The following is a 13,471-nucleotide window of genomic DNA, read 5'->3' on the forward strand; positions in this document are numbered from 1 at the left end:
TATAAATAGAGGGAGAGCTAAGTTGCTCTCTGTCTTTGACTAGAGGTACCAGCTTTTCTGCTGGTTACGAGGCCGCTGAAAAAGTCAGTTTTGAGAGAACCAACTACCCCTTCCGGCTCCCCCTTACACAGGGGGAGAGTTGATTACCAAGCGGTTTCCCCGCCTGTGTAAGGAGGGGGCCAGGGGTGGTAGTTCAAGGTTATGGGACTTTTTCAGCGGTCTCGTAATTAGTGGAGAAGTTGGCAGCGGAGTTGACACTGGAGTTTTTAGAAAAGAAAACGGACTTTTGACATGTCCTCATTTATTTGTTTAAGTGGGTTTGTATGAGAAGTTTGGGTGTATGTGGACTTATTGTTTGTGTGATCCTGTTGTTCGGGAAAACGCTTTATTCTTCTGAAAAGTATGCGGGAAAGGCTGTTTATCTGATAGATTCGGTAGACGGGCAACCGGAAAGAATTGTCGTGGAAGGTGTTGTTTATGACACGGAAGGGGAGACGATGGTCGGGGTCAATATTCTTGAACGAGGGACGACTAATGGGGTAATCACGGATCGGGACGGAAGATTCTCGATACGGGTGAATCCGAAAGGAACATTACTCGTCTCTTTTGTCGGCTATAAAACAAAATTTGTCTCTTATGACGGGAGGGATAAGCTTCAAATCATTTTGGAGCAGGAGTACGTGTTATTGGATGACGTGATCGTGACGGCGTTGGGAATCCGTAAACAGGAAACCTCGTTGGCGTATGCTACGGCTCGGGTAAACAAGGATGAACTGGTGCGGGTGAAGGACCCGAACATGATCGTGGCACTGATGGGAAAGATTGCGGGGATGCAGGTAAACAAGAGTGCTTCGGGAATAGGCGGTTCCGCGAAAGTGATCATGCGGGGTAATCGTTCGGTTGCCGGGAACAATCAGCCATTGTACGTGATTGACGGCGTGCCGATGTTGAATGAAAGCAGTGAACAGCCCAACACGGCTATCGGGGGTACGGCCGATGCCGGAAACCGGGATGCGGGGGATGGTATTTCTAATTTGAACCCGGAAGATATCGAGAGTATCAGCATACTAAAAGGGGCTCCGGCTGCCGCTCTTTACGGGACGCAGGCGGCTAACGGGGTGATATTGATTACCACGAAACGAGGACTTGCCGGAAAACAGGAAGTGGTGTTCTCTTCCAACCTGACGTTTGATAAGGCGATGTGTTTGCCTGAATTGCAAAATCATTACGGGGAAAGTGATGTCGTCGAGAGCTGGGGCGAACGGGAAGATATACGCGGGAGTAATCCGATTACCTCTTTTTTCAAGACAGGAGTGATGGCAATTAATACTTTGGCGCTGACTACCGGAAATGAGCGGGTGCAGACCTATTTCTCTTACGGGAACACGACCGGAAAAGGAATTCTGGAGACACATCGTTTGACACGACATAATATAAACCTTCGGGAAACGGCGAGTTTCTTCGAGGGACGCCTGAACGTGGACGGGAACGTGAACCTGTTGAGTCAGGTGACAAAAAATAGTCCTGTGCCGGGTGGTTTTTACATGAATCCATTGGTGGGGTTGTATCGTTTTCCCCGGGGGAAGGATATTTCCGAGTACAAGGAACATTTTGAGGTGCGGGATGAGACACGTCATCTTGACGTGCAGAACTGGCATGCCCCAACCGAGGATTTCGAGCAAAATCCTTACTGGATACTCAATCGAATCACGAGTCGGGCCAAGCGTGTTCGGGCGATTGTTTCCGTGGGGCTGAACCTGAGGATCACGGAGGATCTCGCTGTGCAGGCACGGGGGAGCATGGATTACGTGACTGATAAATTCCGTCAGAAATTTTATGCCTCCACGGCTCCCGCTCTTGCCGGGAGTAATGGCCGGTATATCGAATCGGATTACGAGCAGGAGTTGACTTACGGGGACGTGATCGGTACGTATAAGAAAAAATGGAATGATTTCTCGTTGAATGTTTCTTTGGGGGCCAGCATAAACAATAACAAGGTAAACGAATTGAGGTATGATTCGAAAACAGCGTCGTTGAAATACGCGAACGTGTTTAATATTGCCAACATCAACATGACGACATCGGCGTACATCACGCAGCGAATTGATGCTACTCGTCAGATACAGTCCGTGTTCGGCACGGCTCAGTTCGGGTTCCGGAAATTCCTGTTTCTGGATGTTTCGGCCCGGAATGACTGGAGTTCGACGTTGGCTTTCACCTCGCATGAATCAACTGGTTTTTTCTATCCCTCTTTCGGGGTATCCCTGTTGATAGATCAGTTGTTTAAACTGCCGGGGTGGGTAAACTTCGGGAAATTGCGTGGTGCGTGGAGTAAAGTCGGGAATGATATCCCGTTGTACATCACCAACCCGGTGGCACACGTGTTGGCCGGGGGTGGAATACAGGCCTCCGACGCGGCTCCTTTCGAGGAAATGCAACCCGAAGTAAACCGGTCTTTGGAGTTCGGCACGGAATGGAAATGCTTGAATAATCGTTTGCATTTGGATTTTACTTATTATCGAACGTGTACCCGTAATCAGTTTTTTAAATTAGCGGCCGAGGATGGGGACGAGTATGCTTATCGTTACGTGAATGCCGGGAATATCCGGAACGAGGGAGTCGAACTTCTTGTGGAAGGTGAACCGGTCGTGGCTTCGGGTTTTACGTGGAAAACAGGTGTAAATTACGCTTTTAACAAAAACAAGGTGATCCGTTTGCATAAAGAATTGCCGGTATTTCAATACGGGCCTTACGGGTTCTCTTCCAGTTATGCCATGAAGTTGAAAGAGGGAGGCGCTTTCGGGGATATATACGGGAAGGCTTTCAAGCGGGACGAGAAGGGTAACATCTTGTACGAGACGGAAGGAGATCGGGAAGGGCTCCCCGTGGTGGAAGGTGACGGGAACACGATAAAGGTAGGGAATGCCAATCCGAAATTCACGTTAAGTTGGTTGAATACTTTCTCGTACAAGGGCTTCGTGTTGAATTTCTTGATAGACGGGCGTGTCGGGGGAAAAGTGCTTTCCCAGACACAGGCAGATATGGATATGTTCGGGGTTACTAGGGTGACGGGGAAAGCTAGGGATCGGGGATACGTGATGTTGGAAGGGCGTAAGATCACGAACGTGAAAGGATTCTATAAATCAATCGTGGGTGGACGTGCGGGAGTGACGGAGTATTATATGTATGACGCGACGAATTTCCGGTTGCGGGAACTCTCGCTGGCTTATACCTTGCCGAAACGGTGGATGGAGAAGACGCGGGTGTTTAAAGAAGTTCAATTGGCTTTTGTTGCCCGTAACTTGTTCTTTATCTATAAAAATGCGCCTTTTGACCCGGATCTGATTCTTTCCACGGGCAATGATAACCAGGCAATAGATTCCTACGGAATGCCGACCACGAGGACGACAGGATTTAATTTACGGGTAACATTTTAACCGGATTGGGAGATGAGAAAAAAGTTGCTGATATATGTTGTAGCTTGGTTCGGGTTGATCGCTTGTACCGGGCATTTTAAGGATCTGAATACCGACAAGACCGGGATCACGAACGAGGATATGCAAATTGACTTGAATCATTTGGGGATACCTCTGAATGTTATTCAGCAGGGGATATATTTCAATTATGATTTCGGGAAAGGGAAGAACTGGCCTTATCAATTGATGCAAAATCTGAGTGCCGATATGTTTTGCGGGTACATGCACGATTACAAACCGTTGAACGGGGGAACGCACAACTCGGATTATAATTTGCAGGACGGGTGGAATGCTACTTTGTGGGAGAATACGTATGCCTATATCATGCCGCAGATCAAACGGTTGGAGGATTCGACAAGAATAAAATATCCTTCCGTGTATGCCGTTACCCAAATACTGAAAGTAGAAATCATGCATCGGGTATCCGATTATTACGGGCCTGTTATTTACAAGAATTTCGGGAACGAGCGGGCCCTTTACGAACCGGATACGCAGGAGGACGTTTACCAGTTCTTTTTGAATGACCTGAAGGATGCCGTGGATGTCCTGCGAGAATATGCCGCGGATACCGACGAGGAGCCCGAATTTTCGAAGTTTGATATATTGCTTGACGGGACCGCGCTATCGTGGATTAAATTCGCCAATTCCTTGCGTCTTCGTTTGGCGGTACGTGTGGCAATGGCTGATCCGGAGAAAGCACGCCGGGAGTTCGTCGCCGCGTTGACTGACGAACATGGCGTGCTGGAAGAGCCTTTCGAGTTGGTGAAAGTCTCCACGGAAAACGGCTACACGAACCCGCTGGGTGAAATTAACCGGGTGTGGGGCGAAGCGTATATGAACGCTTCCATGGAATCTATATTGAACGGGTATGATGATCCCCGGCGGAATGTGTTCTTCGAGCCTTGTCCGGATGATGTTTTGTTTGCCGATGGGGTGGGACATGATTCGGTTCGGGTAGCTTTGAAAGGACAGTACCGGGGAATCCGTCAGGGAACGATGTTTGCCCACACGTTCTATTCTGCTCTTTCCCGCGTGTATGTTAACACGAACACGGATGCCATTTTGATGACCGCCGCGGAAGTCTGGTTCCTGCGGGCGGAGGCTGCTTTACGGGGATGGACTTCGGAAACCGCCGGGATTTGTTATGAACGGGGGGTGAAATGTTCTTTCTCGCAATGGCAGGTCCCGGACGCGGAGGAGTATTTGCAAGGTGATCGTCTTGCGGCCGATTTCACGGATGCTTTCACGCCGGAGAATAACATCAAGGCTCGTTGTCTCGTTTCACCCCGTTGGGACGAGAGCGCGTCGAATGAAATTAAGTTGGAAAAAATCATTACTCAAAAATGGTTGGCCATATTCCCGGAAGGATGCGAAGCTTGGGCCGAGCAGCGTCGTACGGGCTACCCCAGGCTTTTCCCGGTGAAGTATAATAATAGTCGTAACGGGTGTGTCGACACGGAAATCATGATCCGGCGTTTGAATTTCCCGGCTTCGCTGCTTGATTCGGGGATGAAACAGTACGAGATGCTCGTGGATGCCCTCGGTGGCACGGATGACGCGGGAACTCGTTTGTGGTGGGATGCCGGAAAAAACTTTTGAACAGGAACTTATCATATACTTTAAAAATTTGGTTGAAAATATTGAAACCTTATCATCTTCTTTTCGTTTCTATAGGTGTTTAAAACGAAATAAAATAAACCACTAAATACTTATAGTTATGATGAAAGGAAATATCGGTTTAGATGCTGCAATGATTAAATCCAGCAAAACCATTTTGAATAACCTGTTAGCAGATCACTTTGTTTTACTTGCTAAAACCTGGAATTACCACTGGAATATGAAAGGCCCGAGCTTCAGATCTTATCACACTTTTCTGGAAGATCTTTACAATGGCCTGATTGAAGACATCGACAGCATAGCCGAGCGTGTTCGTGATTTGGACGAACGTCCTATCGGTTCCTTGAAAGGATGCTTGGAACACAATCGCATTAAAGAACACGATGATGAAAAACCGCTTCCCGATGCAAAGGGTATGTTGGCTGCTTTGTTAGACGACAACGCCGAGGTGATTCGTCAGATTCGTACGGATTTGGAAACCATGGATAAAGAAGGATCAAAGGACTTCGGAACATCCAATTTCTTGGAAGACATGATCGAGAAGAAGGAAAAAGTTACTTGGATGATCCGGGCCCATTTGGAATAGGGATAGATTTTTTTGTTATTAGTGAATGAAGGGAGACTTTCGTGCGGTCAGTAGAAATACAACCGGGACGGAAGTCTTTCTCATTTTATAGCTATAAAATACCATTTCGTTTTAGAATATCTTGTAATTCTTTATTCGAAATATTGTCCTGTTCAGATTTGTCGTAGATAAAATGTAATCCGATTTGTTTTTCTGTTTGAGAAAGGGTTATAATAACAGTTATAACTCTTGCACCTCCGCTTTTACCTTTCCTCTTGGATTTTATGGCCATGCGAACTTTATGGATTCCATGCCCTAAATCTACACCCGTTTCGGGGGCTTTGAGAAGTTCCCTCGCGAGTTCGGTTATATCCTGTTTTAATGATTTGTATCGTTTGGCTAGTCTTTTGGCTTCCCGATCAAAAATAGGGTATGTTTTGAGACTATAATTCATTAAGCAAGTCTTCTAAAGGTTTCCCTTCTAATTTTCCTTCTTGAGCTTGTTTCATTTCCTTACAGGCTTCATCAAAATCGGCTAATATTTCAGCTTTAGTTCGGTAGGGAACCCTTTCTTCTGCAACAATATCTATATTTTTTTCTTCTTGATGTAGCAATTTTTTTATTTTTTCTAGGATATTGATATCATTCACGTCAAGAATTCGACGGATTAATTCGTTTTTTTCAGCTTCTAATGTCATTGCTGCCATATCCTGTTCTCCTTTCATATAAATGTCTAGTTTATGCAAAGGTAAGGAAGTTTTATAGATTATCCAATTTATTCTGTAAGGGATATCGTCATGTACTATCTCGATGTTTTTGTATCTTCGTGGCACGTAATTTTAGCAACATGAACGATAAACAGATTAGCGATGTCCTGATTCATTGGTACGAGGCGAACAGGAGGGATTTACCTTGGCGTGATACTACCGACCCTTATCTGATATGGATTTCGGAGATTATTCTCCAGCAGACGCGGGTTGTGCAGGGATTGGATTATTTTTATCGCTTTACACGCCGTTTCCCGGACGTGCGTTCTTTGGCGGAAGCGGATGAGGACGAGGTGATGAAATATTGGCAGGGATTGGGATATTACAGCCGGGCTCGTAACTTGCATGCTGCGGCACGACAAATCATGGACCAATTCGGGGGCGTGTTTCCCCGGACGAGAGAAGAGGTGTTGTCCTTGAAAGGGATCGGGGATTACACGGCTGCTGCAATATGTTCTTTTGCTTATCGTCAGCCTTACGCCACGGTGGATGGGAATGTCTATCGGGTGTTAGCCCGACTTTTCAATATTGATCTGCCGATTGACGGCGGGGAGGGAAAGAAGTATTTCACCGAACTGGCTCAATCCTTGTTGGATTCTCGTCGTCCTGATCTTTTTAACCAGGCGATGATGGAGTTCGGTGCGCTGCAATGCGTTCCGAAATCACCGGATTGCGTTCGTTGCCCTTTGAACGATAAATGCCGGGCGCTTGCATCCGGTCAGGTGGAACGGCTTCCGGTGAAAGCGGGTAAAACGGTAGTGAAACCCCGTTATTTTAATTACCTGCACGTTCACGCCCGGGGAGAAACGTTGTTATCGAAACGCACGGGAAATGATATCTGGCGGAACCTGTATGAATTTCCGTTGATAGAAACGGGGCGTCCCCTGACTTTCGGGGAATTGCAACAAACGGAAGAGTTTCAGCATTTATTTCACGAGATAGAGGACGTGGAAGTTATCCGGGAGGTCGTGGCGAAAAAGCATGTCTTGTCTCATCGGGTGATTTATGCCGTTTTTTACGAAATCCGGGTAGACGTTTTCTCCCCGGAAATGGAGAAATATTTGAGGGTAAAAGATGCGAACGTGGAGGATTACGCTGTCTCTCGTCTCGTGCAGTCCTACTTGGAGACGAGAGAAAGTTTACTTTTTTAATTAGTAATAATCTAAAAAAAAGCATATATTTGTCTTCATGCGAATGGATGACCAGCAAATTATAGACGCGTTTGTTAAAAACCGACGGGACGGGATTCGGGCGTTGTTTGAGCGCTATTATCGGCCGCTAGTGATTTATGCCAGCAATTTAATTCATGACGACACGATGGCCGAGGATCTCGTGCAGGAGTTTTTCGTGCGGTTATGGGAGGATAATTACTTGGAACACGTGACGGATAAAGCTTTGAGCTCGTATCTTTTTTCTTCCGTTCGCAATAGCTGTTACACTTACGGCCACAAAAGGGATGTCTTGCGGAAAAGAGTGGATTATACCGGTCTTGAAATCGAGGAAAAAATGGCGGCCTCGATCAGTCAGGAAATTGTCGAACGTGTAACACAGGCTATCCAACGGATGCCGGAACAAACGGGGAGAGTGTTGGATTGTATTTTAATGCGGGATATGAAATACCAGGAGACGGCCGACGAGTTGCAAGTGTCGTTGAATACCGTGAAAACTTTGTTACGCAACGGGATGCGTGTATTACGTGAAGTGATGCAGCAGGATAAGGATTTGATTATGCTCTTCGTTTTATGGCATCAGCACATGTGAACTTCCCGGTGAATTGGACTGGGGATGCTTTAGTATAAAGCTATCTTCTATTATGATTCGCTTTATTGTTTATAGGGTGTTCATTATCACCATGAAGCATGCATCTTGCATTCATGGAGCATTCCCCTTCGATTCGTATTATAGGTCGGATATAATTTATTTGCTTTAGGTATGCCTTTTCTGGGTAGCGTGAAGGTACGGGTGTAACAAGGTGGAGATCGTGGAATAAGGCGTATCCACGGGCAAGGGGTATTTCTTCCTGTACGTGTCGTCATTTCGCCAGTTCCTCCGGTGACCTTCACTAGTGTTTCGCCAGTAAGTTGATTGAAAGTTAACTGAAAGTTGATTGAAAGTTAATTAGCCGGATCGTTAATTTTTTATTGATCTTTTCTTGACTATTAGTTGATATATAAGTGGGACACCGAAGGGGGGCTCCGGAGATAGCGGCGGGTCACGGGTGTTTGTCTATAATTTCATGTTAGTGTTGTAAGGGGTTGTTTAATAATGTATTAGTCTCGTAGTGTAATAAAATTTTGAAAAAAATCATGTTTGATTCACCCGTTTTGATTTTTTTTTAGTCCTACTGGTAAAAATAAATAGTATGGCAATATCGGATTATATAGAGGATTTGATTTACCGGGTTCTTTCCGGGGAAGCGGGTAAGGCCGAGCGGGAAGAGTTTGAAGAGTGGTTGTCTGCAAGCGAGGAACATCAAATGTTTTTTCGAGAGGTAGAACGGGCTTGGCATACGGGAAAATATACGCTGAAATGGGAAAACGTACAGGCCAGTGAAGCGTGGCAGGCCTTGGAGCGGAAGCATGATCGCCGGAGGCGGAATCGCGTGCTGCGGATCTGTTGGCGGGTAGCGGCCGCGGTGGTGGTGGTTGTCGGGACAATTTTTGCTTTCTGGCAATTGGATCAGGAACGGGAGCCGGGGAAAGTGGCTCAAGGTACGGTGGTGAAAGCTGGCGAGTCGAAAGCTGTATTGGTACTTTCCACGGGAGAAAAGATTGTTCTGGGTGAGAGCGTTTCGGATTTAATTCGGGAAGGCGGGATGAGTATCCGGCAGGAAAAAGAGCAGATTAATTATGATGCTAAAGTTGGTGATCTCGCGGGAGAGGTGGTTTATAACGAATTGATCGTACCCGTGGGCGGGGAGTATCGTTTGCTGTTATCCGACGGGACGATGGTTTACATGAATTCCGAATCCCGCTTGAAATATCCGGTATGTTTTGTCGGGGATAAGCGGGTTGTCGAGTTGGAGGGGGAGGCTTATTTCGACGTGGCCCGTGATGAAAAATGCCCTTTTATCGTTCATACGAATCTGGTAAACGTGGATGTGTTGGGAACGAGTTTTAACGTGATGGCCTACAAGGTCGACAACCGGATAGAGGTTACTCTGGTGAAGGGAAAAGTCAATGTCACTTGTGGAGAAGCCCGGAAGATGCTGGAGCCTAATCAACAGTTCGTGTTGAATAATGAAAACGGGGAATGTGTTGTTCGGGAGGTGAACGTGGATACATTTATTGATTGGAAGAATGGTATATTGAATTTTGATGCCTTGCCGTTGGGCGAGTTGAGCGAGAAATTGGGGCGGTGGTATGGCGTGAAATTCTTTTTCACAAACGAGAAGTTGAAGCAACTGAAGTTCTCGGGCGCCGTGAAGAAATATAATGATATTGATTATATTCTTTCCTTGATCGAGGCAACCACGAATGTAACGTTTACGATGAAAGCCGATGTTATAATTGTTAATGAAAAATAGAGTTAGGAATAGTTTAAATCGAGGGAATAAAAATACCGGAAAGTATTAGGACCACGTTCCGGTATTCACTCCCTAGAGAGTATCAAGTATCACTTAATTTACAAATGTATGAAAAAAAGTAATGTCTTGTGGCTTATTTTCTCAAAAAATAAGCGGCAACAATTCTTTCGAGTTATGAGGCTAATAGGTATTCTATGCGTGTGCTTCACGTGTACGCTATCGGCGACCGTGACGGCACAACAGAAATTGAGCATGAAGTTGGGGGAAACGTCGATCAAGACGGTATTCGAGGAGATTCGCAGGCAAACGAACAGGATCGTGATTTATAATGATGACCGGTTGGCGTTGCGGCAGAAGGTGAATGCCGATTTTGAGAATCTTGAATTAAAAGAGGTTTTGGATCGTATTTTGGTGGGTAGTAATATGACTTACCGCTTCGTGGATGATTATATCGTGATTGTTCCCGCGGCGAAAATGGGTAGGGATAGTTCGATTACACGGTACACGATAAAAGGAAAGGTCGTGGATAAAAGGGGAGAACCCGTGCCGGGTGTGACCGTGCGTTTGGATAGTACGACGTTGGGGACGGCCACGGATCTGAACGGGGAGTTCTCTTTGACCTTGTCGATGAACAAGGGGACTTTGGTGTTTTCTTTTATCGGGATGAAGACCCGGAAAGTGGCGTATACGGGGCAAAAATCTCTTCACGTGGTGATGGAAGAAGACGCGACGGAAGTGGAAGAGGTGGTTGTGAACGGTTATTTTTCGAAGAGCAAGGAAAGTTTCACGGGTAACGTGGTCTCCGTGAGCAAGGAGGAATTGGCGAAAGTTTCTTCCAATAATCTGATCAGTGCCTTGCAGGTGTTTGATCCCTCGTTCCGGTTACGGGAAAACGTGGATATGGGTTCAGATCCGAATAGTTTACCCGATTTCCGAATCCGCGGTAATTCCGGTTTCGGGACGGGGCGAGTGTCCGAGGCATCGCTTCGGAATGATCCTAATCTCCCTACATTTATCTTGGATGGTTACGAGGTTAATGTGGAGAAGATTTTCGACTTGAATATTGATCGTATCGAAAATGTCACGATATTGAAGGATGCTTCGGCCACGGCTATTTACGGTTCGCGTGCGGCGAACGGGGTTGTGGTCGTGACGACGAAGGCTCCGGAACCCGGTCAGTTGAGAGTGGCTTATAACTTGAACGTGGCGATTACGGCTCCGGATTTATCGGATTATGACTTGATGAATGCCCGTGAGAAGTTACAGGCGGAGTTGGATGCGGGATTGTACGATTCTGACGATATTTCTTCCCAACAATTGTTGAGGATGGATTACGCGGAACGTTTGGAGCGTGTGCAGAAAGGGGTTAACACGTACTGGTTGTCTAAACCGTTGGAAATAGCCGTCGGACACAAGCATTCGCTGTACGTGGAAGGTGGAGACCAGAGCGTGCGTTATGGCATTGATTTGAATTACCAGGCTAATCCCGGGGTGATGAAGAAGTCCGAGCGGGATCGCTTCGGGGTAGGATTCTTGCTGTCTTACAATTTGAATAATAAGCTGTTGTTCCGGAATAAACTGACGGTTGATAAGATGAAAGCTAATGGTTCTCCTTACGGATCGTTCCGGGAGTTCGGTAAGGCGAATCCTTACGAGCAGGCTTATGACGAGGACGGGCATTTGATCCTGTCTTTCCAGCCGCATGTAGCGACGTCACGTCGTTTCCCGAATCCCTTGTACGAGTCGACGTTAAATCACAAGGATTTCTCGACCTACACGGAATGGACGGATAATTTCGATCTGGATTGGTATATGAATGATTATTTCCGTCTAAAAGCCCGGTTGTCTTATTCGGAACGGACGGATAAGCAAGAGAAGTTCACGGACCCGGAATCGAGCGAATATAATAAATACGAGTATCAGGAAGGGGAAGGAATCCTGAAAAAAGGCGAGGCATACAGTTTTCAGGAAAAAAGTTCTAATCTGGATTTGAATGTGGTGTTGAGTTATAACCGACAATTCGGACAACATTATTTGAGTGCCGTTCTAGGAGCTAATGTCATAGAATCACGTTTCGCGAATGAATCTTATAGCGTGATCGGTTTCCCCACGGGAAGTATGGATTATATCTCGTTTGGAAAAGAGTTTAAGGATTTATCTCCGGACGGGGAAGAGGGATTATCCCGTTTGGTCGGGGCGTTTATGAACTTGAATTACACGTGGAATAATATTTATTTGCTGGATCTTTCGGGACGTTATGACGGTTCTTCCAAGTTCGGTTCGAATAAGAGATATGCCCCGTTCTGGTCGGTGGGTATCGGTTGGAATATTCATAACGAGAAGTTTTTCGGGGGACTCACGAGTGTTATCAATCACTTGAAGATCACGGCGAACGTGGGAGCCACGGGGAAGGCTTCTTTTGAAGCTTACGAGGCGCAGGATGTGTACGAGTATTATAAGGGACAGTGGTATGCCGGAGGTTTGGGCGTGATCATGAACAACATGGGAAACACGAATCTGCAATGGGAGAAAACGAAGACTTTCGACGGGAATTTTGAAATCCAATTCAAAGACGGTTTGGTTAGCTTGGATGCCAATTATTACGTGAAGAGAACGAAAGATTTATTAGCCGATATCACGATTCCCTTGTCTTCAGGTTTCGAAAGTTATCGGGATAATCTGGGCGAATTGGAGAATAAAGGATTTGAGATTTCTTTGCGCGGTTTTATCTTGAGGAATAAAGACGTGGTGTTGAACGTGTTCGGTTCTATCGCTCACAATAAGAACGTGATCAAGAAAATTGCCAATTCACTGGAGACTTATAATAAGAAAGTGGATGATGAGCAGGATAATTATGAACCGGGATGGGGTGAGTCTATCGAGACGGCCAAACCTATGGTGCAGTTCAAGGAGGGACAGTCGTCGACGGCCATTTATGCCGTGAAGTCGCATGGGATTAACCCGATGAACGGTAAAGAGGTTTTCGAGGATCTTAACGGTAATTTGACTTACAAGTGGAGTGCTGCTAACAAAATTGTGTGTGGCGACACGGAGCCTAAAGTTTCCGGGGCTTTTGGCCTGAACGCGGACTGGAAGGGTTTTAACCTGAACATGAGTTTTCTGTACCAATGCGGGGGACAGGTGTATAACCAGACGCTGGTGGACCGGGTGGAAGATGCCGATTTGAATTATAACGTGGATCGCCGGGTGATGAAGGGCAGATGGAAGAAGCCGGGAGATCATACCTTCTTCAAAGATATCAAGAACCGGGAAAGAACGGAAGTTTCTTCTCGTTTCGTGCAGGATGAGAACGTGCTGCAACTTAAATCGTTGTCGCTGTCTTATTCTTTCCCCCAACAGTTAATCGGGAAATGGGGAATGGAACGCTTGAAGTTGAACTTTTTGATGGAGGATGTGTTCCGTTTGTCGAGTGTTAAACGGGAACGGGGATTGGATTACCCGTTTGCACGCACGTTTAATCTGGGCTTACAAGTGCAGTTTTAATTCTGTTGAATGTAAA

9 protein-coding genes are annotated in these 13,471 nt (G+C 46.2%); 7 read left to right on the forward strand and 2 right to left on the reverse strand.

The genetic code is table 11. The features are described 5' to 3' along the window. Positions 1–323: 323 nt before the first annotated feature. The 3 genes from DWW52_RS14445 (at position 324) to DWW52_RS14455 (ending at position 5,679) form a co-directional block, all read left to right on the forward strand. Complete coding sequence (locus tag DWW52_RS14445; RefSeq protein ID WP_118716217.1) at positions 324–3,437, forward strand: SusC/RagA family TonB-linked outer membrane protein; 3,114 nt, start codon at positions 324–326, stop codon at positions 3,435–3,437. Between the two features lie 12 nt (positions 3,438–3,449). After that, on the forward strand, positions 3,450–5,075 hold the full coding sequence (locus DWW52_RS14450) for a SusD/RagB family nutrient-binding outer membrane lipoprotein (protein ID WP_118716218.1): 1,626 nt from the start codon (positions 3,450–3,452) through the stop codon (positions 5,073–5,075). 118 nt (positions 5,076–5,193) lie between these two features. Continuing rightward, positions 5,194–5,679, forward strand: coding sequence for a Dps family protein (locus tag DWW52_RS14455; RefSeq protein WP_233556929.1), 486 nt, complete (start codon positions 5,194–5,196; stop codon positions 5,677–5,679). Between the two features lie 91 nt (positions 5,680–5,770). Here the strand turns inward: DWW52_RS14455 and DWW52_RS14460 are convergent, their stop codons facing one another. Then, positions 5,771–6,112, reverse strand: a complete 342-nt coding sequence (locus DWW52_RS14460; RefSeq protein ID WP_118716219.1) for a type II toxin-antitoxin system RelE/ParE family toxin — start codon at positions 6,110–6,112, stop codon at positions 5,771–5,773. Continuing rightward, positions 6,102–6,383, reverse strand: coding sequence for a hypothetical protein (locus tag DWW52_RS14465; RefSeq protein WP_370449528.1), 282 nt, complete (start codon positions 6,381–6,383; stop codon positions 6,102–6,104). The genes DWW52_RS14460 and DWW52_RS14465 overlap by 11 nt, the downstream gene beginning before the upstream one ends. A gap of 122 nt (positions 6,384–6,505) precedes the next feature. Here DWW52_RS14465 and mutY point away from each other — a divergent pair, with 122 nt between their 5' ends. From mutY to DWW52_RS14485, 4 genes are all read left to right on the forward strand, one after another. Beyond that, a complete protein-coding gene (gene mutY / locus DWW52_RS14470) occupies positions 6,506–7,576 on the forward strand; it encodes an A/G-specific adenine glycosylase (RefSeq protein WP_118716220.1) in 1,071 nt (356 codons plus the stop codon). 37 nt (positions 7,577–7,613) lie between these two features. Further along, the gene (locus DWW52_RS14475; RefSeq protein ID WP_118716221.1) at positions 7,614–8,186 is read left to right on the forward strand and encodes a sigma-70 family RNA polymerase sigma factor; all 573 of its coding nucleotides are present in this window, start codon (positions 7,614–7,616) and stop codon (positions 8,184–8,186) included. A 601-nt stretch (positions 8,187–8,787) separates the two neighbouring features. Further along, positions 8,788–9,951, forward strand: coding sequence for a FecR domain-containing protein (locus DWW52_RS14480; protein WP_118716222.1), 1,164 nt, complete (start codon positions 8,788–8,790; stop codon positions 9,949–9,951). 174 nt (positions 9,952–10,125) lie between these two features. Next, positions 10,126–13,455, forward strand: coding sequence for a SusC/RagA family TonB-linked outer membrane protein (locus tag DWW52_RS14485; protein WP_158582607.1), 3,330 nt, complete (start codon positions 10,126–10,128; stop codon positions 13,453–13,455). Positions 13,456–13,471 lie beyond the last annotated feature (16 nt).

Source organism: Odoribacter sp. AF15-53 (assembly GCF_003479425.1).
In the GTDB taxonomy this organism is placed as follows: Bacteria; Bacteroidota; Bacteroidia; order Bacteroidales; family Marinifilaceae; genus Butyricimonas.

Coding starts and splice junctions, on each gene's coding strand:
- DWW52_RS14475 (WP_118716221.1), top strand. CDS start 7,614: ATGCGAATGGATGACCAGCAAATTATAGACGCGTTTGTTAAAAACCGA.
- DWW52_RS14485 (WP_158582607.1), top strand. CDS start 10,126: ATGAGGCTAATAGGTATTCTATGCGTGTGCTTCACGTGTACGCTATCG.
- DWW52_RS14445 (WP_118716217.1), top strand. CDS start 324: ATGAGAAGTTTGGGTGTATGTGGACTTATTGTTTGTGTGATCCTGTTG.
- mutY (WP_118716220.1), top strand. CDS start 6,506: ATGAACGATAAACAGATTAGCGATGTCCTGATTCATTGGTACGAGGCG.
- DWW52_RS14455 (WP_233556929.1), top strand. CDS start 5,194: ATGATGAAAGGAAATATCGGTTTAGATGCTGCAATGATTAAATCCAGC.
- DWW52_RS14465 (WP_370449528.1), bottom strand. CDS start 6,383: ATGAAAGGAGAACAGGATATGGCAGCAATGACATTAGAAGCTGAAAAA.
- DWW52_RS14480 (WP_118716222.1), top strand. CDS start 8,788: ATGGCAATATCGGATTATATAGAGGATTTGATTTACCGGGTTCTTTCC.
- DWW52_RS14450 (WP_118716218.1), top strand. CDS start 3,450: ATGAGAAAAAAGTTGCTGATATATGTTGTAGCTTGGTTCGGGTTGATC.
- DWW52_RS14460 (WP_118716219.1), bottom strand. CDS start 6,112: ATGAATTATAGTCTCAAAACATACCCTATTTTTGATCGGGAAGCCAAA.